The following is a 23205-nucleotide window of genomic DNA, read 5'->3' as shown; positions in this document are numbered from 1 at the left end:
GTTATGCACAAACTGGCCCACTTAATTTATGGGGTGATACACAATGACAAGCCTTTCGATCCCAATTACCTATCGAAAGGGCTTGTCATTCAAGACGGTATCTGACCCCGGACGTAGAATGTCAGACCTGACCCCGGACGTAGTGCTGCACCGCTTGCAGCATGAAGGTCGCCAAGTCGGGGTGGATCTTGTCGAAGTTGGCTTTGAAGCGGGCGTCTTCGGAGTAGGTGGCGGCCAGGCTGGTCAGCTGCTCCACCTGCGGCACCCAGAAATATTCCAGATGGTCGCGCCAGCGCTGCACGATCGCCTGCACCGCCGCGCTGTCCGCTCCCTGCGGCATGGCCGCGACCATATCGGTATAAACCGTATTCCCTTCCGCCATGATGGCGTCCTGCCTGGCCTTGCTGTAAGCGCCCCATTGCTTGGTGGATGCCCTGACCGTGGCGGCGTCGTAGCGCTGTTCCGCTTCCTCGGCGTATGCCTGTTGCTGCGGCTTGTTCAAGCCGGAAAATAAACCTTCGCTGCTCATGATCTGCTTCCCTTGTAGGTGGAGGATGGTGTTGTCCACAGTCGCGATCAGCCCCTGCAGCCGCTCGGCCTGGTTGCGCAACGCTTCCTTGTGACTGAGCAGGGCGGCCATGACGTCGAAATCGTCACGCTCCATCAGCTTGCGGACCTCCGCCAGCGGCACGTCCAGCTCCCGGTAGAACAGGATCTGCTGCAACCGCAACTGCGCGGCCTCGCCGTAATAGCGATAACCGTTGTCGCCGACGCGCGTAGGCTTCAACAAGCCGATCTCGTCGTAATAGTGCAGGGTCCGGGTGGTGACGCCGGTCAGCTTGGAAAGTTGTTTTACTGTGAGCATGGGAGCAGCTTGAACTCTGACGTGGCGTGAAGGTCAAGCGCAAATTATAGTAAAAAAAGTCCTTGAACTCTTCTGTAAACAAGTTAAGATATATCTCAATAAGTTATATCTTAACTTGTTATATCGTAAGGAGTTCAAAAATGTTTAGATTTTTACATCACCAACACCGTCATCACGCCATGCATGGCGACCATCACCATCATCGCGGCGGCGGCGGCGGCGGCGGCGGCGGCCGCGGCCGCGGGCCGAAGATGTTCGACGCCGGCGCCATGCGCTATGTCGTGCTGCACCTGATCGCCGACAAACCGCGTCACGGCTACGAGATCATCAAGGAGCTCGAACAGCTGTCCGGCGGCGGCTACACGCCCAGCCCCGGCGCCATTTACCCGCTGCTGTCCTTGCTGCTCGATATGGGACATGTCTCGGCCACGACCGACGGCAACAAGAAACTGCACACCATTACGCCCGAAGGCCTGGCGTTCCTGGCCGAGAACCGCCAGTTCGTCGACGTCATCCTGGCGCGCCTGAACGAGCCGTCCGAGGGGCGTGTCGACCTGCGCATGATGATGCATGAGCTGAAGGCCGCCGTGATCGACAAAGCCCACGGCCCCGGCGCCAGCGACGAACGCGCCGCCCAGATCCGCACCATCCTGCAGCGCGCGGTCAGCGACGTGAAGCAACTGGACTAATCCAAACGGACCCCGGCAATCCTATGACAACAATCACCCTACCGCTGCCGCCGGCGCGCGAGCGCATCGTGCTCTGGCTCTTGGCGCTGACCCAGTTCACCGTCATCATGGACTTCATGGTGATGATGCCGCTGGCGCCGCAACTGATGCGCGCCTTCTCCATCGAGCCGGCGGCCGTGTCCGGCGCGGTGTCGGCCTACGCCTGGTGCGCCGGCCTGTCCGGCCTGCTGGCCTCGATGTATATCGACCGCTTCGACCGCAAGCGCTTGCTGCTGGCGATGTTCGCGCTGTTCACCTTGTCCAACCTGGCCTGCGCGCTGGCGCCCACCTTCCACGTGCTGGTGCTGTCGCGCGCCTTTGCCGGCCTGACCGGCGGCGTGCTGGCCTCGATCATCATGGCGATCATCGGCGACCTGATCCCGGCCGAGCGCCGCGGCGCCGCCACCGGCATCGTGATGACCTCGTTCAGCCTGGCCGCCGTGGCCGGCGTGCCGACCGGCGTGATGCTGGCCGCGCACTTCGGCTGGGCCTCGCCATTCTATCTGCTGGTGGTGTTTTCGCTGCTGATCTGGTTCGCCGCCTGGCGCGTGCTGCCAACGCTGAACGGCCATTTGACGCGCCGCGTGCCGCTGTCGGAGGTGTTGCCCAATCTGATCGGCCTGTACCGCGTGCGCGGCCATCTGAAGGCCTTCCTGCTGTCGGGCGTGAACATGCTGACGGGCATGCTGGTGATCCCCTTCATCTCGCCGGTGCTGGTGGAGAACATCGGCGTGCAGCCGGCGGAAATCACCTTTGTCTACCTGGCCGGCGGCGTGGCCACGCTGTTCAGCGCGCGCATGATCGGCAAATGGTCGGACCGCGTCGGCGCCCAGCGCGTGTACCGCACCATCGCGCTGTTCTCGATCCTGCCGATGATGTTCATGACGCACATGCCCGTGATCCCGCTGGCGGCGGTGATCCTGTTCTTCCCGTTCTTCATGATGGCTCTGTCGGGCCGCAACATCCCGCTGCAGGCCTTGATGACGACGGTGCCGGAACCGGTCAAGCGCGGCGCCTTCCTCAGCTCCAACTCGGCGATCCAGCAAGTGGGCAGCGGCGTGGGCGCGCTGCTGGGAGGTTTGATGCTGCACACCGACGCGGCCGGCCATATCGTCGGCTACGGCCTGAACGGCTGGATCGCTTCCGGGCTGACCTTGTTCTCAGTGCTGTGGATAGGGCAGGTGGGCGCAGCCGCGAAGGCCGCGCCGGTGCGGGCGGCGGCTTAGCCGTCGATGCTGGTGCGCTTGGCGGGGTGTTTTTCACGGCGCCAGCGCGCCAGGCTGATGACTTCGTCGGTGCTGGCGTCTTCCACCAGGATTTCCTCGTCGCTCGACGACACCAGGAAGCTCTCCCAGCGCTGCGCCGCATCGCTGCTGTTTTCCACAAAGCTGAACTGCCAGTAGTTCTTGCCGTTCAGCTTGCGCGGGGTCGGGTCGTACTCGATCAAGGCCCCGTGCGATTTCCCGCCCGAATTCTTTTCCACGATGGCCGACCAGGCTTGCAGTTCCGGCAGCGCCATCAGCGCTGCCGCGGCCTGTTCCTTGCTGCGCAGGTGCTGGACTTCGGCCGGTGCCGACGGCGCCACGTTGACGGCCGCGCGCGGCGCTGCCGTCGCGCTGGCGGACGCCGGGGCCGACGCCGGGCCGCTGGCCTTGGCCGGCAGCGTGGCATGGGCCGGCAAGACCTGCGATTCGGCCGGCGTCATGTTGGCGAAATAGACACCCCCGCCCAGCAGCAACACACCGGCGACGGCGCCTGCAATGAACAGATTTCGGGTGGACGGGGTGCGAGATTCCATAAACGGGGATGCCTGGATTGTTGGTTGCGGTCATACTAAACCAAAGGCATCCAAGGGGCAACTTTTACCGGCCTGAACAGGCCTACGCTATACCATTTTGATATTACTCCCGCGAGATAATTCATTGGAGCCGCGGCGGTCTTTTTCGTACCATGGCGGCAGCGTCGTCAAAGGGATATCGTAGTGGACAAAAATATACTGGGCATAGACTGGGGCACGAGCAACCGTCGCGCCTATCTGATCGATCAACATGGCGCCTGCCTGGCCGAACACGAGGATGACCAGGGCATGCTGGCGGTCGGCGCACGCGAGCGCTTCGGCGACTCGCTGGCCGGCCTGCTCGACGCCATCGGCATCGCCCCCGATGTGCCGGTGATCATGTCCGGCATGGTCGGCAGCGCCTCCGGATGGCAGGAAGTCAATTACCTCGACAGCAGCGTGCCCTTGCAGCGCCTGCCGCAACACCTGGCGCCGGTGACCGACGCCGACTGGGCCGGCCGCTGCCGCATCGTCCCCGGCTATTGCTACCGCAACGGCGGCGCCGTCGACGTCATGCGCGGCGAGGAGACCCAGCTGCTGGGCGCGGTGGCGCTCGGCCATCGCGACGGCTGGCTGGTGCTGCCCGGCACCCACAGCAAATGGGTGCTGCTGCGCGACGGCGTGATCCAGTCGCTGTCCACCTACATGACCGGCGAGCTGTACGCCATGTTGTCGGCGCGCGGCACCTTGTCGTCCATGATGGGCGGCGACGCCTCGGATGCCGAGGGCTACGCCGTCGGCCTGAACCAGGCCGCCCTGAACGAGCCGTTGTCGAATACCCTGTTCCGCGTGCGTGCCGGCGTGGTCTCGCGCAGCGCGCCGATGGCGCAGGCGCCGGCCGTGGTCAGCGGCCTGCTGATCGGCGCCGAGTTTGCCGCCGCCACGCGCGCGCTGGCCGAGGTGGGCGGCGCGGCCGGCATCACCGTCATCGGCTCGACGGCGCTGGCGGCCCGCTACGCCGTGGCCGCCTCGCATTTCGGTCTGCAGTGCGACGTGCTCGATCCGCATCGCGTGTACTGCGCCGCGATTTCCCAATTCAATCACCAGGCTTGAACATGACTCCATCCCACCCAACCGTTCCTTTGGTCGCCATCCTGCGCGGCTTGAATCCTGCGGAGGCGGTCGCGGTCGGCAAGGTGCTGCACCAGGCCGGCTTCCGCGCGCTGGAAGTGCCGCTCAACCGTCCCGGCGCCATCGAATGCATCGCCGCGCTGGTCCGGGAGCAGTTGCCCGATACGCTGGTCGGCGGCGGCACCATGCTCAACGTCGGCCACGTCGAGGCCGTGTACGAAGCGGGCGGACGCCTGCTGGTGTCGCCGAACTGCAATCCGGCCGTGATCCGCCGCGCGGCCGACCTGGGCATGTACTGCGCGCCCGGCGTCGCCACGCCGACCGAGGCGTTCGCCGCGCTGGACGCCGGCGCCCATGCGCTGAAACTGTTCCCGGCCGATATGGTTGGCCACAACGGCCTGAAGGCGTTTAACAGCGTCGTGCCCGCCGGCACGCCGATGTGGCCGGTCGGCGGCATCACGCCCGACAATATGGAAGGCTGGGTGCGCGCCGGCGCCACCGGCTTCGGCATCGGCGGCCAGTTGTACACGCCGGGCGTCGGCCTGGAGGAACTGGGCCAACGCGCAGCGGCCTATGTGAGCAAGTGGCGCGCTGCTTTGAACGCTTAAGCCGCTTAAGCCGCTTAAGCTTTATGATGGCGGATTCGACACTCGGAGTGAAACTGATGAGCAAGCATGACGTGCAATGTATCTGGGAAGCCGGCGCTGAACTGGGCGAAGGTCCGCTGTGGATGGCGGAGCAAAATCGCCTGTATTTCGTCGACCTGAAAAACCGGATGCTGCACGCGCTGGATGCGGGCAGTGGCGAACGCCGCAGCTGGACCATGCCCGACTACATCTGCTGGCTGGTGGCGCGCCGCGACGGCGACGGTTTCATGGCCGGCCTGCGCGACGGCATCGCCCGCGTATGGCTGGAGCCGGAGCTGCGCATCGAGTACCTGGCGCGTCCGTTCGCGGCCGGCAGCGCCGAGCGCATGAACGACGCCAAGGTCGACAGCGCCGGCCGCCTGTGGGCCGGCTCCATGCACAACACCGATTACGAGCAGACCATCGGCCGCCTGTTCCGGCTCGATACCGACCTGTCGCTGACGGTGGCCGACCAGGACTACCACATCTGCAACGGCCCGGCCTTCAGCCTGGACGGCGCCACCATGTACCACACCGACAGCTTTGAAGGCCGCACCTACACCTATCCGCTGGCGGCCGACGGCACGCTGGGCGAGCGCCGCCTGTGGCGCCAGTTCGGCGACGGCGAAGGTTCGCCGGACGGCATGACGGTCGACAGCGAAGGCTGCGTCTGGATCGCGCAGTGGGGCGGCGCCCGCGTCTGCCGCTACTCGGCCGATGGCGTACTGCTGGACACCATCCATGTGCCGGCCCTCCATCCCGCCTCGTGCACCTTCGGCGGCGCCGACCTGAAGACGCTGTACATCACCACCGCCTGCGAGGGCAATACGCCGGAGCAGCTGAAGGAGTTCCCGCTGACCGGCGGCCTGTTCGCCGTGCGCCTGGACGTGGCCGGCTTGCCGGCCGCGCGCTTCGGCTAGCGGCAGCACTCATCGTCATCCGTTTTTTTGAGAAGCCGCGCGACGCGGCAGGGGGAGGTGCGCACACGTGGTCGGCAGTGAGTGTCATTCAAACTATAAAAAACTGGAGACAAAATCATGAAGCTCAAGCATTTGCTGTTCGCAGTCTGCGGCCTGGCGTTCAGCCTGGGTGCGCGGTGCGCCACCTTCGCCAACGGCGCCGATGTCGGCTGGGTCAGCCAGCAGGAGTCCAGCGGCTATTCGTTCTACAACAGCAGCGGCGTCAAGACCGATCCGTTTGTGCTGTTGAAGAACTTGCAGGTGAACTCGATCCGGCTGCGCGTGTGGGTCAATCCCAGCGGAGGCTGGAACAACGGCGCCGACGTGCTGTACAAAGCCAAGCGCGCCGCCGCGCAAGGCCAGCGCATCCTGATCGACTTCCACTACAGCGACGGCTGGGCCGATCCCGGCCAGCAGACCAAGCCCGCCGCCTGGGCCGGCCACACGCTGGCGCAGCTCAACAACGACGTCTACAGCCACACGCAGGGCATCCTCAGCTACCTGAAGACCAATGGCATCACGGTCGAGTGGGTACAGGTCGGCAACGAGATCAACAGCGGCATGCTGTGGCCGGAAGGGAAGACCACCAGCTTCGCCAACCTGGCCGGGCTGATCAACAGCGGCTACAACGCCACCAAGGCGGTCTACCCAGACGCCAAGGTGATCCTGCACCTGGCCAACGGCTACGACAACGCGGTGTTCCGCTGGTTCTTCGACGGCGTCAAGAGCGCGGGCGCCAAGTGGGACGTGATCGGCATGTCGCACTATCCGCCGGCGTCGGACTGGGCCAACTACAACAACAAGATCTCGACCAATATGTGGGACATGGTGTCGCGCTACGCCAAGCCGGTGATGGTGACGGAAGTGGGGCTGGACTGGACCCAGGCCGCCACCAGCAAAGCCATGCTGGCCGACCTGCTGACCAAGACCAAGGCCTTGGGCTCGAACGGCCTGGGCGTGTTCTACTGGGAACCGCAGGCGTATCCGGGCTGGCAGGGCTATACGATGGGCGCGCTCGATGCGAGCGGCAAGTTCACCATCGCGCTTGATCCGTTTTAAGTACTGAGGGCAGGGAGGGCCGCGCTCCTCCCTGTTAAAATCCGGGATTCGTTTTTTATGGTCCCATCATGCAGAAGCCAGTCATCCGTTATCTACACCTTTCCCCGGACAGCGATCTTCCCGCGCTGGAAGGCCTGTCGCACTTCAAAGCCGTGCTGGTGGTCGAGGCCGACGTGGCGGAGATGACGATGTGGGAAACCAGCCGCTGGCTGGTGGAGTCCGGCTGCGCGCTGGCGCTGGCGTGGGGCAAGGAGTGCGAGGCCTGGCGCGAAGCGATTGAAGACGCCAGCCTGGAAGCGGTCAACTACGAAGACGTGCCGGACGAACAGTTGCTGATCACCACCGCGCACGAGGATGAAGAGCTGAGCGAAGCGTTCTGGTTCGCCAAGCACCGCGCCGCGCATCCCGCGCACGAGCTGCGCGAGACGCTGATCCTGCACATCGCCGACACCCCGCGCCGCGAGGAGCTGGAAGCGGAGTACCGCGACGCCTGATTGGCTTATTGTTTGACCAGCTCGACCCGGCGATTCTTCTCGCGTCCGGCCTCAGCATCGTTCGAGGCCGCCGGCGCGTAGGAGGCCACGCCCTTGGCGCTGAGCCGCTTGGCGTCGACCTTGTAGTCCGCCGCCAGCACCTTGATCACCGACTCCGCCCGTTTCTGCGACAGCTCCAGGTTGTGCGCCAGCGCGCCCTGGCTGTCCGTATGGCCGACCACGTACAGCTTCAGTTTGCCGTCCTGTTGCAGCAGCTTGGCCATCTCGGCCAGCGCGGCCTTGGACTCCGGCTTGACGTCGGTCTTGTCGGTGTCGAAGAAGACGCCGTACACGGCCACCTTGCCGTCGGCCGCGATGCCCTTGGCCATGTCCGCCGCGTTCAGGTTGACCGACACCTTGCCGCCTTCCATCGCCTTGGCTTCGACGATCTCGACGTAGATGCCGCCCAGCTTGTCCTGCACCGGCGCCACCGAATACACGCCCACGTGGACCAGCGACCCGTCCGGGCGCGTGCCTTTGGCCAGAAGGTAGCGCTCGTCGTTGCGGCCGTAGTTGAACGGATCGGAGCTGGCTTCGGCACCCTGGATGAAATGGTTGCCGACACGTTTATCGAGGAAGAACTCGCCGAAGTTGTTGCCGCAAGTATCCTTGGCGCAGGCGAACACGGTTTTCAGGCCGGCCTTTTCCAGCGCCGCCTGGTAGTTGCGCATCACCTCCAGCGCCGAGCGTTCGCGCGGGAAGTTATAGGCCATGCGGGTGTATTTTCCTTCCAACAGTAGCGTGCTGTCGAACGCCATCTGGCCGTTCTTGTTCTCGACGCGTTTGCCGGCGGGCAGCATCACCTCGTCAAATTCCTTGAGACCGTAGCCGACCATCTTCGACCCTTCAAAGCGCGACAGCAGCGGATGGTCCTTGCCGCCCTTGACGGTGTCCTGGGCCGGCATCTGGGCCTGCGCCAGTCCGGCGCACAGCAGCAAGGGAAGAAAGCGATAGGCGCGCATATCAGTCCAGTTCGAAAGAGTGAAGGAAGGTCGATTGTAGGGATAGTTTGTTTTTTCATCAATCTTGTCGGTTCAATCGTGCGGCTGCCCGTGACAATTGGCGTATTTCTTATGTTTATTAAATGATATTATTTCTAGCAGACATACTCTTCTGCGAGATATCATGGATAAACTCAAGGCAATCACGCTGCTGCTGACGTTGGGCATGGCTGGCTGTGGCGGCGGCGGTGGGCTACTCGATTACCGCTATACGCCACATACATCGGCGACTATTGCGGGCGATACCTATGGCATGGCGCCCAACAACACTGTACTGCTGGTAAATAACGGCACTGAAATCATCGCAGTGACAGGCAATAATCATTTTCAGTTCGCCAATCCGGTGGCATCGAACGCCCCGTATAACGTCACCGTGCTCGCCAACCCGAACGGCCGGGCGTGCACCGTCGCGAACGGCACGGGCACGATGTTGCCGGACGCGGTCGATATCCGCGCTGTTACGGTGACGTGCAATATCGCTGCGGTCGCATTGTCGACGTACAAGGTGGGCGTAACGGTGTCGGGACTGGCTACAGGCGGCACCGTCAGTTTCGCCGATGCCCAAGGCAATCAGCTGAGCGTCAGCAACAACGGCTTGAGCGTGTTCGCGCAGAACTATTCTCCGCTGGTTGTTCCAGGCGCCAGTTACAAGGTGACGGTGGCGAGCAATCCGTCAGGCCAGACCTGCACGTTGACGAACAACGAGGGCAGCAATAGCAACGGCCCCGGTTTTGTCGATTTCATCAACGTGACTGCGGTCTGCAAATAAAAAAAGCCAGCTTCCGAAGAAGCTGGCTTTTCTGTACAGCGAGGCTTATGCCGGCAATTACATCATGCCGTCCATGCCGCCCATGCCGCCCATACCACCCATGCCGCCCATGCCGCCGGCTGCTTTGTCGTCGCTGACTTCAGCGATCATGCAGTCGGTGGTCAGCATCAGGCCGGCGATCGATGCTGCGTTTTGCAGTGCCGAACGGGTGACTTTAGCTGGATCCAGAACGCCCATTTCAACCATGTCGCCGTAGGTGCCGTTGGCGGCGTTGTAACCGTAGTTACCTTTGCCAGCCAGAACCGCAGCAACCACCACCGAAGCTTCTTCGCCGGCGTTTTGCACGATCATGCGCAGTGGCTCTTCCATGGCGCGCAGAACGATCTTGATGCCTGCGTCCTGGTCCGGGTTGTCGCCTTTGACGGTGATCGAAGCGCGGGCGCGCAGCAGGGCTACGCCGCCGCCTGGCACGATGCCTTCTTCCACGGCAGCGCGGGTAGCGTGCAGTGCATCTTCAACGCGGGCTTTTTTCTCTTTCATTTCAACTTCGGTGGCTGCACCGACTTTGATCACTGCAACGCCGCCGGCCAGCTTGGCCACGCGTTCTTGCAGTTTTTCACGGTCGTAGTCCGAGGTCGCTTCTTCGATCTGCACGCGGATTTGCTTGACGCGGCCTTCGATGCTTTCAGCTTGGCCGGCACCGTCGATGATGATGGTGTTTTCCTTGCCGATTTCGATGCGCTTGGCCTGGCCCAGCTCTTCCAGCGAGATTTTTTCCAGGGTCATGCCGACTTCTTCAGCAACCACTTGACCGCCGGTCAGGATCGCGATGTCTTCCAGCATGGCCTTGCGACGGTCGCCGAAGCCTGGGGCTTTGACTGCGCAGGTTTTCAGGATGCCGCGGATGTTGTTCACAACCAGGGTCGCCAGCGCTTCGCCTTCGATGTCTTCGGCGATGATCAGCAGTGGACGGCCGGCTTTGGCGACTTGTTCCAGTACCGGCAGCAGATCGCGGATGTTCGAGATTTTCTTGTCGCACAGCAGGACGAATGGATTGTCCAGTATAGCGACTTGCTTCTCTTGGTTGTTGATGAAGTATGGCGACAGGTAGCCGCGGTCGAACTGCATACCTTCAACGATGTCCAGCTCGTCGTTCAGCGACTTGCCGTCTTCCACGGTGATGACGCCTTCCTTGCCGACTTTTGCCATCGCTTCAGCGATGCGGTCGCCGATCGACGAATCCGAGTTGGCGGAGATCGAACCAACCTGGGCGATTTCCTTGGTGGTGGTGCATGGACGGGCGATGATGGCGATCTGCTCGACGGTGGCAGCAACTGCCTTGTCGATGCCGCGCTTCAGGTCCATCGGGTTCATGCCGGCGGCAACGAACTTCATGCCTTCGCGCACGATGGCCTGGGCCAGCACGGTGGCGGTGGTGGTGCCGTCGCCGGCGTTGTCGCTGGTGCGGGAAGCAACTTCCTTGACCATTTGCGCGCCCATGTTCTGCAGCTTGTCTTTCAGTTCGACTTCTTTAGCGACCGACACGCCGTCCTTGGTGACGGTAGGGGCGCCGAACGAACGTTCCAGCACCACGTTACGGCCTTTAGGGCCCAGCGTGACTTTGACCGCGTTGGCCAGGATGTTGACGCCTTCAACCATTTTGGCGCGCGCTGCGTCGCCGAAAATTACTTCTTTAGCTGCCATGTTGTTTCTCCAGAATTAGGTGAGTACGATTGCAAACGTGCGTGTCAATTACTTGACGACGATTGCCATGATGTCTTCTTCGCGCATGACCATCAGTTCCTGGCCGTCGACTTTGACGGTTTGGCCGGCGTATTTGCCGAACAGGACGCGGTCGCCTACCTTGACATCCAGCGGACGGACTTTGCCATCTTCCAGAATCTTGCCATTGCCGACGGCGAGTACTTCGCCTTGATCCGGTTTTTCAGCAGCCGCATCAGGGATGATCAGGCCGGACGCAGTTTTGGTTTCCTGGTCGAGGCGTTTGACGATTACGCGATCGTTCAAAGGGCGAAGGTTCATACAAAACTCCTTAAATTAACAATGGTACAGTTTGTTGCCACACCAACAAGGTTGCTGAGGCGGAAAGTTTGGCCGAGAGCGCTGTTAGCACTCCCTTGGAACGAGTGCCAATTATAGGGACGACCCTGCCGTATTTCAAGACGCAAGGTTGGTGTGTGTGCAAATAAGCGCAAAAATGACGCAGATATGTGCCTTAAATGGAATGTTTTCTTATTTGGTATTGAAGTTGACAATGTTTATGCAAACTCCTACTATTGCCAAGATGCAAACAGAGACTTTTCGACAGTCTTACTCGCAAAACTGGACTGTGGAGCGTTGGCCGCGATGAACGTTGACCAATTCATGAGTGAGATCCTGCGCTATTTCGTCGCCCTGCTGATGCTGGCCGCCGCCACGGCCAAGCTGCGCGACCTGGCCGGCTTCCGCGACAATCTGGCCAGCCTGTTCGGCATGGGCCCGGCGTTGCGCGCGCTGGTGGCGCCGGCGATTCCGGTGGCGGAGTTGGCGGTGGCCGCGCTGCTGCTCGGTGGCCTGGCGCGCACCGGCTTGCTGGCCGCGCTGCTGATGTTGTGCGGGTTCACGGCGCTGGTCGGGTACAAGTTCTCTACGCAAAGCGTGGTGCGCTGCAGCTGCTTCGGCGAGGCGGAGCGTTCCCTGTCCGGCCTGGACCTGCTGCGCAATGGGCTGGTCATCGCGGCGATTGGCGCCGGCCTGATGCTGCCGGCCGGCGCGGCGCTGCCGCTGCACGCCGCGCTGCTGGCGGCCTCGCTGGGCTTGCTGGTGTGCGTGATCGCGGTCCACTTCCATGAAATCGTCCACTTATTGAGCCCCGGCGATGGATAGCCAGATACTCTATCTCACCCTGGCGTTGCTCGCTTGCGGCTTGGCGCTCAACCTCAAGCTGACGCTGTCGGTGCTGCAAACGAGTCGGCGCGAGCGCGAAACGCCGGAACCGCTGCGGCCAGGCGAGCCGGTGCCGCAGGTGCCGGCGCGTGTCTTGGCCGGCGGCGCAACACATGGGTTGAGCGCCAGCGGCCAGGCTTCGGCGCTGCTGTTCTTGTCGAGCAAATGCCCCAAGTGCAAAACCAAGCTGGCCGAGATCGGCCAGATGCTGCCGCAGGCCGAGCAAGCCGGGCTGGCGATCTGGATCGTCAGCCATGAGCCGGGCTGGCGCGTGCGCCAGTTCCTGGGCGGCGCCTTCCCGCTGTCGCGGGTGCTGCGGGTGACGCTGCGCGACTACCGGCTGCTGAACGCCATGATGGCCTCGCCGGCCTATCTGATGGTCGGCCATGACGGCGTGTTGGAAGCGTCCGGCATGATCGGCGACGACAATTGGCAGGACTTGCGGGCTCAGCTGGCCGACAGCAACGAGGCGCCGCTGCCGGCCTGACCGCGTTCGCCGCCAGGGCTCAGGCCGCGGGCAGTGTCAACCGGAAGCGCACCCGGCCCGGCTCCGCCTCGGCCAGGTCCAGGCTGCCGCCGTGGGCGATGGCGATGTCGCGCGCCAGCGACAGACCCAACCCGACCCCCGGCACGCGGCGCTGGTGGGCCTGGTCGGCCCGGTAGAAGCGGTCGAACAGCCGGTGCCGGTGTTCGGCGGCGATGCCGTTCGATGCATTGCCGACGTCGATGCGCCATTGTTCGTCCTGGTGCCGGGCCGACAGCGCGATCCAGCCGCCCGGCAAGCCATATTTGACGGCGTTGCTGACCAGGTTTTGCAACACCTGGCACAGCAGCTCGGCGTCGCCGCGCACGGCGATGCGGTCCGGCAGGTCCAGCCGCACCGCGCGTTCGTCATCGAGCAGGCCGATGTCCTCGGCCAGTTCGTCCAGGGTCGGCCGCAGGTCGAGCGGGCACATGGGGATGGCCAGCTGGCCGGCGTCGGCCCGCGCCAGCAACAGCAGCTTGCGCACGATGCTATCCAGCCGCCTTACCTCATCGAGCATATTGGCCAGGCCCTGTTCCAGCACCGGATCAGCTGCGGCCCCGGCCTGGGCGAAGCTGCGTTCCAGCTCGCCCTGGAGGATGGTCAGCGGCGTCCTCAGCTCATGGGCGGCGTCGCCGGAAAAGCGCGCCGCCTGCAGGAAGCTGCGCTGCAGGCGGTCCAGCATGGCGTTGAACACGCTGACCATCTGGGCGAATTCCAGGTCTTCCTCGGCGGCCGAGACCCGTTGGTCCAGCTCGCTCGCGTTGAGCCGCACCATGACGCCGGTCAGGTGCTCCACCGGCCGCATCGCCCGTCCGGCCAGATACCAGGCCAGCGCGCCCATGGCCACGGCCAGCACCGCGATGGCGGCCGCGAAGCGCAGCAGGCTGGCGCGCACCTGGGCGTCGGACAGGCTGCGGTTGACCGCCACCCAGATCGTGACCGAGCCATACACGGCCTGGCCGATGCGCCAGCTCTGGCCGGCGCCCGTCACGGTGTGCAGTCCCGGGCCGGAGGGCAGGCTGGCGTTGCCGAATACGCGCTGCCACGCCGGGCTGCGGTATTGCGGGCCGCGGCCGGCGTCCTCCACCAGCAGCAGCGCATAGGCTTCGGCGCTGCCGCCGGCCGGCGCGAAGCCGCTGAAGCTGGCGTTGAGCTGGGCGTCCGTGGCTGGCCACAGCGCTTGCGGCGTGGCCTGGAAACCGGGGCCGGCCAGGTGGGCCGACAGCATGCGGTCGATGATGTCGGCGCGGCGGTGGACGATGGTGTAGCTGGCCATGGCGTACAGCAAAATGATGGCGGCCAGCGCGGTGAGGGTGGAGCCGAGGGCGATGCGCAGCCGGAACGAGCGCAGGCGCGGCCAGCGCGCCCTCACGCCGCGCCGTCCGGCTTGCGCAGCCGGTAGCCGACGCCGCGCACGGCCTCGATGGCCACGCTGTCGGGCAGTTCCAGCTTCTTGCGCAGGCGCTGGATGCAGACGTCCACCATATTGGTCTGCGGCTCGAAATCGTAGCCCCACACATGTTCTAGGATCTGGGTGCGGGTGTACACCCGGCCCGGCGAACGCATCAGGTATTCCAGCAGGTTGATTTCGCGCGCGGTCAGCTCGACGGCGCGGCCGTCCACCTCGGCCACCCGGCTCAGGCGGTCCAGCCGCAGCGGGCCCAGGGTCAGCACGTTCTGCCGTTCGCCGCTCACGCGCCGCAGCAGGGCGTGGATGCGCGCCACCAGCTCCTCCACATAGAAGGGCTTGGCCAGGTAATCGTCGGCGCCCAGGTTGAGGCCGGTCAGGCGGTCGTCCAGTTCGTTGCGGGCGGTCAGCAGGATCACGGGCACGTTGCGCCCCTCGCGCCGCATGGCCTTGAGGATGGACAGGCCGTCGCGGCCCGGCACCATCACGTCCAGCAAGACCACGTCGTAGTCGCGGGCCAGCGCGTAATCATAGCCAAGGTTGCCATCTTCGCAATGGTCGACCCGGAAACCGTGCTCGCGCAGGCCAGTGCATACAAAACTGGCAATTCGTTGTTCATCTTCTACTAAAAGCGCTTTCATGGCGGCATTGTCCGGCTTGGCCCGCCCGCCGTCAATCCTGGCCTTCGATTACAGCTTTGTAATCGTTCTGTTTGCCATCCTGTCATTTTCCCTTGATTTAATGCAAGTGTACCAATCCATAACAAGGGGTAAAGATGAGTATCGGCAGCTGGTTAAAGAAAAACGTGGTGAAACCTATCGTCAAGGCGGTCGACAAGGTCGGCGACACCGTCAAGGACATCGGCGGCGACCTGAATGGCATCGGCGATGCGTTCGACGCGGTGGGCAACGACATCACCGCGGCGGCCAAGAAGATCAGCGAACTGGGCTACACCAAGAAAAGCCTGGGCAACGGCGACAATAATTACACGGCCAGTTCGCTGGGCGCCAACATCATCCACGGCGACGGCGGCAACGACACCATCACCGTCAACGCCGGCGCCTACAACAACCTGTACGGCGACGACGGCAACGACACCATCATCGTGCGCGTGGGCGGCTACAACCGCATCGACGGCGGCAACGGCGACGACACCATCCGCGTCGACGTCGGCGTCTACAACAAGATCACGGGCGGCGCCGGCAACGACACGGTGACCGTGGCGGCCGGCGCGGCGGCCGACGTCGACCTGGGCGACGGCAACAACAGCCTGTCGATCAACAGCGCCTACAACGAGATCACCGCCGGCAACGGCAACGACCGCGTGACGGCCAACGGCGGCTGGAACAAGATCGACGTCGACGGCGGCGACAACACCATCACGGCCAACGGTGGCGCCAACACCATCAGCACCGACGGCGGCAACGACAACATCACCGTCAACGGCGGCTCCAACACGGTCAACGCGGGCGACGGCTGGAACGTCATCAACGCCGGCGGCGCGTCCAACATCATCAACACCGGCAAGGACGCGGACGTGGTCACGGCCGACGGCGCCAGCAACGTCATCAACACCGGCGGCGGCGACGACCGCATCACCGTCAAGGCGGCCAGCAACGTGATCGACGCCGGCGAGGGCACCAACACGGTGACGGCCGACGGCGGCAACAACCACATCACGGCCGGCGCCGGCGACGACACCATCAAGGCCAACGGCGGCGCCAACGAAGTCAAGGCCGGCAACGGCAACAACAACGTCACGGTGAACGGCGCGGCCAATGTGGTGACCACCGGCACCGGCTGGGACACGGTCACCGCCGCCGGCGGCGCCAACGTCATCAGCACCGGCGCCGGCAACGACAAGGTGCAGGCCGTGGGCGGCGCCAACGTCATCAACGCCGGCAGCGGCAACGACCTGGTGGTCGCGCTGGGCGGCGCCAACGGCGTCACCGCCAGCGACGGCAAGGACAACATCGTCGCCGGCGGCGGCGCCAACGTGGTGATCGACGACGGCGGCGGCAGCAACATCGTGCTGGGCGGCCTGCTCAACATCGCCTACACCGGCGGCGCCGGCAACAAGGTGGCGGCGCTGGGCGACAGCAACGCGCTGGTCAGCAACCAGGGCGGCAACACCGAAGTGGCGGTGGGCGTGAACAACGTGCTGCTGGCCAACGGCAGCGGCAACACGCTGGTGGGCGTGGGCGGCGCCAACCTGGTGGCCACCACCGTGGGCGGCGACACCGTGGTCGCGCTGGGCGGCGCCAACGTGGTGCTGACCGAACTGGGCGGCATGGTCAAGGCCGCCACCGGCGGACTGGCCAAGGTACTGAGCGACGCCGTGCCAAGCAAGGCGGCCGCCACCGCCATCAACAACGCCAGCGCCAAGCTGGCTTCCGCCATCAACAGCGGCGCCGGCAACGACACCGTGGTGGCCGTGGGCGGCAACAACGTCATCTACACCGGCGCCGGCAAGGACGTGGTGACGGCGGCCGGCGGCAACAACATCGTGCTGGCCAACGGCGGCGACAACGTCACCACCGCGCTGGGCGGCAACAACATCGTCGTCAACACGGCCGGCAACAACGTGGTGACGGCGGCCGGTTCGGTCAACGTCATCGTGACCGGCCTGGGTGACGGCCTGGCCGACGTCACCGCCAAGCTGGGCAGCGCGGCCGGCGGCGCCACCAAGGCCGTGGCTTCCTTCATCGGCAGCAACGTGGCTCACGGCGACGGCAACGACGTGGTCAGCGCCATCGGCTCCACCAACGTGGTCTACACCGGCGGCGGCAACGACGTGGTGACCGGCATCGGCGCCAACAACGTGGTGTGGAGCGGCAGCGGCAACGACACGGTCACCGTGTTCGGCGCCCGCAACGTGGTGTGGGGCGACGCCGGCGCGGACACGGTCACGGCCGTCGGCGCCAACAACCTGCTGGCCACCGGCAACTACGCGGAAATCGCCGCGACCGCCGTCGGCCTGGTCGATTCGCTGGCCTCCGGCGTGGCCGCCACCGACCTGGTGGCCAAGGCCGGCCTGTCGGGCCTGGCGTCCAGCCAGAGCGGGCACGACGTGATGACGGCGTTCGGCAAGAACAACGTGCTGATCGGCGGCAGCGCCGACACCGTGGCCACCGCGCTGGGCGTGAACAACCTGGTGGCGACCGGCGCCGGCAACGACGTGGTCAGCGCCATCGGCAGCAAGTCCGGCATCGTCACCGGCGCCGGCAACGACGTCGTCACCGTGGTCGGCACCTACAACGTGGTGTCGGCCGGCGGCGGCAACAACGTCGTGACCGCGCTGGGCAAGGGCAACCTGATCGAAGGCGGCAGCGGCGACGACGTGCTGACCGCGCTGGCCTTCGGCACGGCTGCCAAGTCCGTCAACGTCAACGGCAACCTGATCGTGGCCGGCGACGGCAACAACGTCGAAACCGTGGTCGGCAAGGACAACGGCGTGATCGGCGGCAGCGGCAAGGACACGCTGGTGATGGTCAGCTACGGCGGCGGCAACACCAGCACCAGCACCAACGAAGCCGAAGGCAGCAACCAGACCACCACCAGCACCACCAAGGGCAGCACCCAGCTCAACGTGGCCTGGACCGGCGCCGGCAACGACACGGCCGTGGTCTACGGCGACCACAACGTGGTGCTGGCCGACTCGGGCGACGACTTCCTGGTCGTGCTCAACGGCGGCAGCAAACTGAGCTACTCCAGCACGACCACCGAGGCGGTGGAAGGCTCGGACAAGGCGCAGACCACCAGCTCGACCAAGGTCAGCCTCGACACCGGCATGAACTTCGTGCACGCCGGCGACGGCAACGACACCATGATCCTGGCCGGCACCACCACCATCGGCATGGGCGGCAACGGCAACGACCTGATCGTCTCCTCCGGCCAGAACAACATCGCCCTGGGCGGCGCCGGCAACGACACCATCATCGGCCTGGCCGAGATCACCGTGTTCAACGCGGCCGAAGCCATCGTCGAGAACGACTACGAGTCGGCCGGCGACTGGGTCGGCGCGGCCATGAACGCCAACTTCATCCGCTCGCAGTACGGCGCGCTGGCCAAGGGCGACCTGGGCAAGCTCAACCTGGTGGGCAATGTGATCATGGGCGGCGCCGGCGACGACACCATCTTCGCCACCAATGCCGGCAGCTATGTCGGCGGCGGCGACGGCAACGACACCATGATGGGCCTGGGCTGGGGCGTGATCGATCACCTGCTGGTGGGCAAGGCCAACGCGCTGAACGCGGCCTGGAACGACGCGGGCAAGGGCTTCGACGCCATCACCAAGTATCTGAACACCACCTTCTCGGACGAGATCAGCAAGGGCTGGGCCGGCGTGGCCGACAGCATCAAGGCGGAGCTGGCCAAGGCCACGGCCAGCGGCGGCAAGCTGGCCGACGGCCTCAATACGGTTGGCAACGATGCGCTGTCCGCCATCGCCAGCACCACCGGCCTGTCCTCGTCCGGCATCGACGTCGCCACGCCGCTCAAGTCCGCGCTCGACAGCGGCAAGAGCGGCCTGACCACGGCGGTGAACGGCATCAGCAGCGGCGTCAACTACGTGGCCGACGCCGACGTCGGCACGGCCCTGGCCGATGCCAAGGACTGGATGGGCAGCGCGCTGAAGACGGCCTCCAACGCCAGCGGCGACGGCGTGAACTGGCTGGGCAAATACCTGGGCGTCAACCTGCATCTGAGCGACTTCCAGGGCGCCGACTTCTTCATCGCCGGCATGCTGGCCTACACGCTGGGCTACAAGTACGCGGGCAACAACCGCCTGTTCGGCGGCGCCGGCGACGACACCCTGTACAGCGGCATGGGCAACGACGCCCTGTACGGCGGCGCGGGCAAGGACACGTATGTGATGTCCATGGGCGACGGCAAGGATACGGTGCACGAAGTGGCTGGCGGCAACGACATCCTCAAGTTCACCGGCAACAAGCTGTTCAGCAGCGTCACCATCGCGGCCGATCACGTCAAGGCCAATATCGACGGTTCCGACCTGGTGATCAACTATGTCGACGGCGGCAAATCCTACGCGCAGTTCACGGTGGCCGATTATGCCAAGGTCAACGTCAGCGAGCTGGACCTGGTCGACGCCAGCGGCAAGCAGGTGGCGGCGATCAACTTCGCCGACCTGGTGGCGCATGCGGACCAGGGCAGCAGCCCGTACGAGATGGCCGCCACATGGACGGTGGACCGCATGCACACCTTTGCCGATTTGCTGACCGCGTCCATCACGGGCGGCAGCGCAGGCGTGCAGCTGGTGGGTGTGGCCAGCTAACCCCGGCAGAGCGGGGTCGGACCCCGGATGGGGTCCGACCCCAGTGGTACGGGGGGATCAGCGGCGCTCGCCGCGGGTTTTCAGCTGGTCCAGCAGCACGGCGGCCAGCAGGATCACGCCGCGCATCAGATACTGGTAGAAGGCGTCGACGTCCAGCAGGTTCATGACGTTTTCCACCGTCCCCATGATCAGCACCCCGATCAACACGCCGAACATGCGCGCCTTGCCACCCTGGAGCGACACGCCGCCCAGCACGCAGGCCGAAATCACATCCAGCTCAAATCCCTGCGCCGCATTCGGCTGGCCGCTGGTGATGCGCGAGGCCAGGATCAGGCCCGCCATCGCCGTGACCAAGCCTTGCAGCAGGAAGATCCACACGCGCAGCCGCTCGACGCGCACGCCGGCCAGGCGCGCCGCTTCCGGATTGCCGCCGATGGCCAGGGTGTTGCGGCCGAAGACGGTCTGGTTCAGCAGTACGCCGAACACCAGGAAGCAGCAGGCGCACACCAGCACCGGCAGCGGCAGGCCGAAGATGCGGGTGTCTCCGAAGTTGATGAAGGCGTCGTTGCTGATGCCGACCGCCTGGCCTTTCGATACGATGAAGGCCAGGCCGCGCACCATCAGCATGGTCGCCAGCGTGGCGATCAGCGCGTTCACGCGCAGGTAGGCGATCAGTACGCCGTTCAGGGCGCCGATCAGCGCGCCGGCAACCAGGCCGGCGCCCACCGCCAGCAGCACGCTGCCGCTTTGTTCCAGCACGATGGCGCCCAGCACGCCGGCGAAGGCGATGGTGGAGCCGACCGACAGATCGAAATCGCGCGAGGCCAGGCACAGCATCATGGTGCAGGCGACCATGCCGATCTGCGCCACCGACAGCATCAGGCCGACCACGTTCGTCAGCGAGAAGAAGTTCTCGACGGTGACGGCCAGCACGGCGAACAGCACCACGTAGGCCAGCGGCATGCTGTATTCAACCAGCCACTGACGCTGGGCGGGGGATACCGCAGGCTTGGCGGCCGGATTCAATTGTGAGACGTTCATGCGATGCTCCGTGTGGGAAGTGCTGGCGTTTCAATGTGGATGGCGGCGAGGGTGGGCGGGATCGAATCGGGCAGCGCCAGGCGCAGCACCTCGGTTTCGCTGGCGTCGGCGCGCGACAGTTCGCCGCAGATTTCGCCTTCGCGCATGACGATCACGCGGTCCGAGATGCCCAGCACTTCCGGCAGTTCGCTCGACACCACGATCACGCAGCAGCCGCGCTCCGCGACTTCGTGAATGATGCGGTAGATATCGTTCTTGGCGCCGACGTCGATGCCGCGCGTCGGCTCGTCGAGGATCAGCACCTTGAGGCCGGGTTCGGCCAGCCAGCGCGCCAGGATCACCTTCTGCTGGTTGCCGCCGGAGAGCAGGCGGATCTCCTGCTGGCGGTTGGGCGTCTTGATGCGCAGGCGGGCGATGAAGTCCTCGGCCAGCGCCGCTTCGCGTTTGTGGCGCAGGAACAGGCCGCCCAGCAGGTCGTGGCGGCGCACGCTGATGTTGATGTTCTCCGCCACCGAGGCGGTGGCCAGGATGCCTTGCTCCTTGCGGTCTTCGGGGCACAGCACGATGCCGGCCGCGATGGCGGCGGACGGGCCGGAGGTCGATACGGTGGCGCCGTCGAGCGTCACGCTGCCGGCGCTGCGCGCATCGGCGTTGTACAGGAGGCGCATCAATTCGCTGCGGCCGGCGCCGACCAGGCCGAAGAAGCCCAGCACCTCGCCGCCGCGCACGGAGAAGCTCTGCGGACCCTTTACGTGTTTGCCGTTCAGGCCTTGTATCTTCAGGCGTTCTTCGCCGAGCTGGCGGGTACGGTAGTCGTAGATGTCGCTCAGTTCACGGCCCACCATGTCGCTGATCAGGCGTTCGCGCGGCACGTCGGCCATCACGTCGTGGGTGACGATCTTGCGGCCGTCGCGGAAGATGGTGCAGGCGTCGCACAGCGCGTACAGCTCTTCCAGGCGGTGCGAGATATAGATCAGCGTGCGGCCGTCGGCGCGCAGTTCCTTCACGAGGCGGAACAGGATCTCGGTTTCGCGGTGCGACAGGCTGGACGTCGGTTCATCGAAGGCGATGACCTGCGCGTCCTGCATGATGGCCTTGCAGATCTCTACCATCTGGCGCTGCGCGATCGACAGGTCGGCCAGCCTGGCGTCCGGCGCCAGGTCGACGCCGATGGCGGCCAGCTTTTCGGCCACGAGTTTGTGGGCCTTCGGTTTGTCCAGCAGGCCAAAGCGGGTGGGCATGCGGCCCAGCAGCACGTTCTCCGCCACGGTCAGTTCGGGCACGTATTGCAGTTCCTGGTGGATCACGGCGATGCCGGCTCCGATGGCGTCCTTGGCGCTGGTGAAGCGGCATTCCTTGCCGTCGACCAGCAGGCGGCCGCCGTCCGGCTTGTACTGGCCGCCGAGAATCTTCAACAGCGTGGATTTGCCGGCGCCGTTTTCACCGAGCAGCCCATGGACCTGGCCGGCGTGCGCTGCGAAACTGACGCCGTTGAGCGCCTTCACGCCGGGGAAGACTTTGCTGACCTGGTCAAACTGCAGGTACGCGGTCATGTCACTGGCCCATTTGCTTGCGTACGTCGGCCTGGTTTGCGCGGGTCATCAGCATGCCCTTGGTCAGGACTTCGGCCGGCGGCACGCCTTTGCCGGTGATCCAGTTGTACATATTGACCGAGGTCTGGTAGCCATGCTCCCTGGCGCTGATCATCACGGAGCCGTAGAAGCCCGTTGGCGCAGGCTTGTTCAATTCGTTTTCAGCGGCCTTGGCGCCGCCGATGCCTACGCCGACCATGTTGTCCGCCTTGATGCCGCGGCCTTCGGCGGCGCGCACCGCGCCCAGCACCGCCTCGTCATTCAGGCCGACTGCCACCCAGTGCTTGAAGCGGGCGTTCTTGGTCAGCGCGATGTTGGCGGCGTTGAAGGCGCTTTCGGTATCGGTCTTGGATTGCGGCGCATCGACGATGTTCGCCACCGGGAAGCCGGCGGCCTTCAGCGCATCGACCGCGCCCATGGTGCGTTCCTTGGCGGTCGGCAGCTGGTCGTAGGCGACGCGGATCGCGCCCACGTCGGCCATATTCCATTTGCGCGCCTTGATCTCGGCGGCGATGCCTTCGCCTACCTGCTTGCCGATGGCGTAGCCGGAGATGCCCATGTGCGGGATCGATGCGATAGGTTTGCCGCCGCCGTCGACCAGGCGGTCGTCGACCGAGATCACTTTCATGTTATTGCGCTTGGCGGCGCGTTCGACGGCGGTGCCCAGCTTGACGTCCGGCGCGCAGATGACGAAGCCCTGCGCTTTTTGCGCGGCCAGGTTGTCGATCGCGGCGATCATCTTCTCGCCGTTTGGCACACCGATCTTCACCAGTGCGAAACCCTTTTCCTTCGCCGCCTGTTCGGCGTAGCGCCATTCATCCTGGAACCAAGGCTCCTCGGCCTGTTTGACGAGGAAGCCGATCTTGACCGGTTCGGCGGCATGGGCTGCAGCCATCAGGCACAGGGTGGCGGCGGCGAGTAGGGTACGTTTCATGGTGGGTCTCCAGTGTT

At 64.7% G+C, this 23205-nt stretch carries 21 protein-coding genes; 11 read left to right on the top strand and 10 right to left on the bottom strand.

The window, feature by feature from the left end; genetic code table 11:
- Window positions 1–121: 121 nt before the first annotated feature.
- Window positions 122–865: a MerR family transcriptional regulator gene (locus RUGAMON1_RS23615; protein WP_445232824.1), complete on the bottom strand. Its 744-nt coding sequence runs from the start codon at window positions 863–865 to the stop codon at window positions 122–124.
- Between the two features lie 140 nt (window positions 866–1005).
- Here RUGAMON1_RS23615 and RUGAMON1_RS23610 point away from each other — a divergent pair, with 140 nt between their 5' ends.
- Both RUGAMON1_RS23610 and RUGAMON1_RS23605 read left to right on the top strand, forming a co-directional pair.
- A complete protein-coding gene (locus RUGAMON1_RS23610) occupies window positions 1006–1554 on the top strand; it encodes a PadR family transcriptional regulator (RefSeq protein ID WP_445232823.1) in 549 nt (182 codons plus the stop codon).
- Between the two features lie 23 nt (window positions 1555–1577).
- Complete coding sequence (locus RUGAMON1_RS23605) at window positions 1578–2819, top strand: MFS transporter (RefSeq protein WP_445232822.1); 1242 nt, start codon at window positions 1578–1580, stop codon at window positions 2817–2819.
- Here RUGAMON1_RS23605 and RUGAMON1_RS23600 read toward each other — a convergent pair.
- Window positions 2816–3391 (bottom strand): hypothetical protein, encoded by a 576-nt coding sequence (locus tag RUGAMON1_RS23600; protein WP_445232821.1) that lies wholly within the window; start codon window positions 3389–3391, stop codon window positions 2816–2818. The genes RUGAMON1_RS23605 and RUGAMON1_RS23600 overlap by 4 nt on opposite strands.
- 183 nt (window positions 3392–3574) lie before the next feature.
- On the opposite strand from RUGAMON1_RS23600, the gene RUGAMON1_RS23595 reads away from it, so the two are divergent.
- The 5 genes from RUGAMON1_RS23595 (at window position 3575) to RUGAMON1_RS23575 (ending at window position 7639) form a co-directional block, all read left to right on the top strand.
- Window positions 3575–4483, top strand: coding sequence for a 2-dehydro-3-deoxygalactonokinase (locus RUGAMON1_RS23595; protein ID WP_445232820.1), 909 nt, complete (start codon window positions 3575–3577; stop codon window positions 4481–4483).
- Window positions 4484–4485: 2 nt separating this feature from the next.
- Window positions 4486–5109, top strand: coding sequence for a 2-dehydro-3-deoxy-6-phosphogalactonate aldolase (locus RUGAMON1_RS23590; RefSeq protein ID WP_445232819.1), 624 nt, complete (start codon window positions 4486–4488; stop codon window positions 5107–5109).
- A gap of 56 nt (window positions 5110–5165) precedes the next feature.
- Entirely contained in the window at window positions 5166–6047 is an 882-nt protein-coding gene (locus RUGAMON1_RS23585; RefSeq protein ID WP_445232818.1) for an SMP-30/gluconolactonase/LRE family protein, read from the top strand.
- A gap of 117 nt (window positions 6048–6164) precedes the next feature.
- The gene (locus tag RUGAMON1_RS23580) at window positions 6165–7145 is read left to right on the top strand and encodes a glycoside hydrolase family 53 protein (protein WP_445232817.1); all 981 of its coding nucleotides are present in this window, start codon (window positions 6165–6167) and stop codon (window positions 7143–7145) included.
- A gap of 68 nt (window positions 7146–7213) precedes the next feature.
- Complete coding sequence (locus tag RUGAMON1_RS23575; RefSeq protein ID WP_445232816.1) at window positions 7214–7639, top strand: DUF7684 family protein; 426 nt, start codon at window positions 7214–7216, stop codon at window positions 7637–7639.
- A 5-nt stretch (window positions 7640–7644) separates the two neighbouring features.
- On the opposite strand, the gene RUGAMON1_RS23570 is transcribed toward RUGAMON1_RS23575, so the two are convergent.
- Window positions 7645–8640 carry an OmpA family protein gene (locus tag RUGAMON1_RS23570; RefSeq protein ID WP_445232815.1) on the bottom strand — a complete coding sequence of 332 codons (996 nt, stop codon included), beginning with the start codon at window positions 8638–8640 and terminating at the stop codon, window positions 7645–7647.
- Between the two features lie 163 nt (window positions 8641–8803).
- Here RUGAMON1_RS23570 and RUGAMON1_RS23565 point away from each other — a divergent pair, with 163 nt between their 5' ends.
- On the top strand, window positions 8804–9448 hold the full coding sequence (locus RUGAMON1_RS23565; protein ID WP_445232814.1) for a hypothetical protein: 645 nt from the start codon (window positions 8804–8806) through the stop codon (window positions 9446–9448).
- Between the two features lie 57 nt (window positions 9449–9505).
- Here RUGAMON1_RS23565 and groL read toward each other — a convergent pair whose 3' ends face one another.
- The gene (groL, locus tag RUGAMON1_RS23560) at window positions 9506–11152 is read right to left on the bottom strand and encodes a chaperonin GroEL (protein WP_445232813.1); all 1647 of its coding nucleotides are present in this window, start codon (window positions 11150–11152) and stop codon (window positions 9506–9508) included.
- A 48-nt stretch (window positions 11153–11200) separates the two neighbouring features.
- Window positions 11201–11491, bottom strand: coding sequence for a co-chaperone GroES (gene groES, locus RUGAMON1_RS23555; RefSeq protein WP_008451606.1), 291 nt, complete (start codon window positions 11489–11491; stop codon window positions 11201–11203).
- Between the two features lie 342 nt (window positions 11492–11833).
- Here groES and RUGAMON1_RS23550 point away from each other — a divergent pair, with 342 nt between their 5' ends.
- On the top strand, window positions 11834–12334 hold the full coding sequence (locus RUGAMON1_RS23550) for a MauE/DoxX family redox-associated membrane protein (protein ID WP_445232812.1): 501 nt from the start codon (window positions 11834–11836) through the stop codon (window positions 12332–12334).
- Window positions 12327–12881, top strand: coding sequence for a hypothetical protein (locus RUGAMON1_RS23545; RefSeq protein WP_445232811.1), 555 nt, complete (start codon window positions 12327–12329; stop codon window positions 12879–12881). Before RUGAMON1_RS23550 ends, RUGAMON1_RS23545 begins: the two co-directional genes overlap by 8 nt.
- Before the next feature lie 19 nt (window positions 12882–12900).
- On the opposite strand, the gene RUGAMON1_RS23540 is transcribed toward RUGAMON1_RS23545, so the two are convergent.
- Entirely contained in the window at window positions 12901–14292 is a 1392-nt protein-coding gene (locus tag RUGAMON1_RS23540) for a sensor histidine kinase (RefSeq protein WP_445232810.1), read from the bottom strand.
- Window positions 14289–14969: a response regulator transcription factor gene (locus RUGAMON1_RS23535; RefSeq protein ID WP_445232809.1), complete on the bottom strand. Its 681-nt coding sequence runs from the start codon at window positions 14967–14969 to the stop codon at window positions 14289–14291. Before RUGAMON1_RS23535 ends, RUGAMON1_RS23540 begins: the two co-directional genes overlap by 4 nt.
- A 134-nt stretch (window positions 14970–15103) precedes the next feature.
- Here RUGAMON1_RS23535 and RUGAMON1_RS23530 point away from each other — a divergent pair, with 134 nt between their 5' ends.
- Window positions 15104–19621 carry a beta strand repeat-containing protein gene (locus tag RUGAMON1_RS23530; RefSeq protein WP_445232808.1) on the top strand — a complete coding sequence of 1506 codons (4518 nt, stop codon included), beginning with the start codon at window positions 15104–15106 and terminating at the stop codon, window positions 19619–19621.
- 57 nt (window positions 19622–19678) lie between these two features.
- On the opposite strand, the gene araH is transcribed toward RUGAMON1_RS23530, so the two are convergent.
- The 3 genes from araH to RUGAMON1_RS23515 are packed head-to-tail and all read right to left on the bottom strand — an operon-like array spanning window position 19679 to window position 23188.
- Window positions 19679–20662 carry an L-arabinose ABC transporter permease AraH gene (gene araH, locus RUGAMON1_RS23525; RefSeq protein ID WP_445232807.1) on the bottom strand — a complete coding sequence of 328 codons (984 nt, stop codon included), beginning with the start codon at window positions 20660–20662 and terminating at the stop codon, window positions 19679–19681.
- Window positions 20659–22215 (bottom strand): L-arabinose ABC transporter ATP-binding protein AraG, encoded by a 1557-nt coding sequence (gene araG / locus RUGAMON1_RS23520; protein ID WP_445232806.1) that lies wholly within the window; start codon window positions 22213–22215, stop codon window positions 20659–20661. Before araG ends, araH begins: the two co-directional genes overlap by 4 nt.
- A 1-nt stretch (window position 22216) precedes the next feature.
- Window positions 22217–23188: an arabinose ABC transporter substrate-binding protein gene (locus RUGAMON1_RS23515; RefSeq protein ID WP_445232805.1), complete on the bottom strand. Its 972-nt coding sequence runs from the start codon at window positions 23186–23188 to the stop codon at window positions 22217–22219.
- Window positions 23189–23205 lie beyond the last annotated feature (17 nt).

The sequence above is a fragment of the Duganella rhizosphaerae genome, assembly GCF_040364205.1.
Classification (GTDB): domain Bacteria; phylum Pseudomonadota; class Gammaproteobacteria; order Burkholderiales; family Burkholderiaceae_D; genus Rugamonas; species Rugamonas rhizosphaerae.
The sequence above is the reverse complement of the archived record's forward strand: the minus strand, read 5'-3'. Positions and strand labels throughout refer to the sequence as shown.

Bases quoted from the DNA above. Each gene is read 5' to 3' on its own strand.
- RUGAMON1_RS23585 (WP_445232818.1), top strand. From the start codon at position 5,166: ATGAGCAAGCATGACGTGCAATGTATCTGGGAAGCCGGCGCTGAACTG.
- RUGAMON1_RS23615 (WP_445232824.1), bottom strand. From the start codon at position 865: ATGCTCACAGTAAAACAACTTTCCAAGCTGACCGGCGTCACCACCCGG.
- RUGAMON1_RS23580 (WP_445232817.1), top strand. From the start codon at position 6,165: ATGAAGCTCAAGCATTTGCTGTTCGCAGTCTGCGGCCTGGCGTTCAGC.
- RUGAMON1_RS23610 (WP_445232823.1), top strand. From the start codon at position 1,006: ATGTTTAGATTTTTACATCACCAACACCGTCATCACGCCATGCATGGC.
- RUGAMON1_RS23590 (WP_445232819.1), top strand. From the start codon at position 4,486: ATGACTCCATCCCACCCAACCGTTCCTTTGGTCGCCATCCTGCGCGGC.
- RUGAMON1_RS23570 (WP_445232815.1), bottom strand. From the start codon at position 8,640: ATGCGCGCCTATCGCTTTCTTCCCTTGCTGCTGTGCGCCGGACTGGCG.
- RUGAMON1_RS23515 (WP_445232805.1), bottom strand. From the start codon at position 23,188: ATGAAACGTACCCTACTCGCCGCCGCCACCCTGTGCCTGATGGCTGCA.
- groES (WP_008451606.1), bottom strand. From the start codon at position 11,491: ATGAACCTTCGCCCTTTGAACGATCGCGTAATCGTCAAACGCCTCGAC.
- RUGAMON1_RS23545 (WP_445232811.1), top strand. From the start codon at position 12,327: ATGGATAGCCAGATACTCTATCTCACCCTGGCGTTGCTCGCTTGCGGC.
- RUGAMON1_RS23600 (WP_445232821.1), bottom strand. From the start codon at position 3,391: ATGGAATCTCGCACCCCGTCCACCCGAAATCTGTTCATTGCAGGCGCC.
- RUGAMON1_RS23530 (WP_445232808.1), top strand. From the start codon at position 15,104: ATGAGTATCGGCAGCTGGTTAAAGAAAAACGTGGTGAAACCTATCGTC.
- RUGAMON1_RS23535 (WP_445232809.1), bottom strand. From the start codon at position 14,969: ATGAAAGCGCTTTTAGTAGAAGATGAACAACGAATTGCCAGTTTTGTA.
- RUGAMON1_RS23605 (WP_445232822.1), top strand. From the start codon at position 1,578: ATGACAACAATCACCCTACCGCTGCCGCCGGCGCGCGAGCGCATCGTG.
- RUGAMON1_RS23575 (WP_445232816.1), top strand. From the start codon at position 7,214: ATGCAGAAGCCAGTCATCCGTTATCTACACCTTTCCCCGGACAGCGAT.
- araG (WP_445232806.1), bottom strand. From the start codon at position 22,215: ATGACCGCGTACCTGCAGTTTGACCAGGTCAGCAAAGTCTTCCCCGGC.
- groL (WP_445232813.1), bottom strand. From the start codon at position 11,152: ATGGCAGCTAAAGAAGTAATTTTCGGCGACGCAGCGCGCGCCAAAATG.
- araH (WP_445232807.1), bottom strand. From the start codon at position 20,662: ATGAACGTCTCACAATTGAATCCGGCCGCCAAGCCTGCGGTATCCCCC.
- RUGAMON1_RS23550 (WP_445232812.1), top strand. From the start codon at position 11,834: ATGAGTGAGATCCTGCGCTATTTCGTCGCCCTGCTGATGCTGGCCGCC.
- RUGAMON1_RS23565 (WP_445232814.1), top strand. From the start codon at position 8,804: ATGGATAAACTCAAGGCAATCACGCTGCTGCTGACGTTGGGCATGGCT.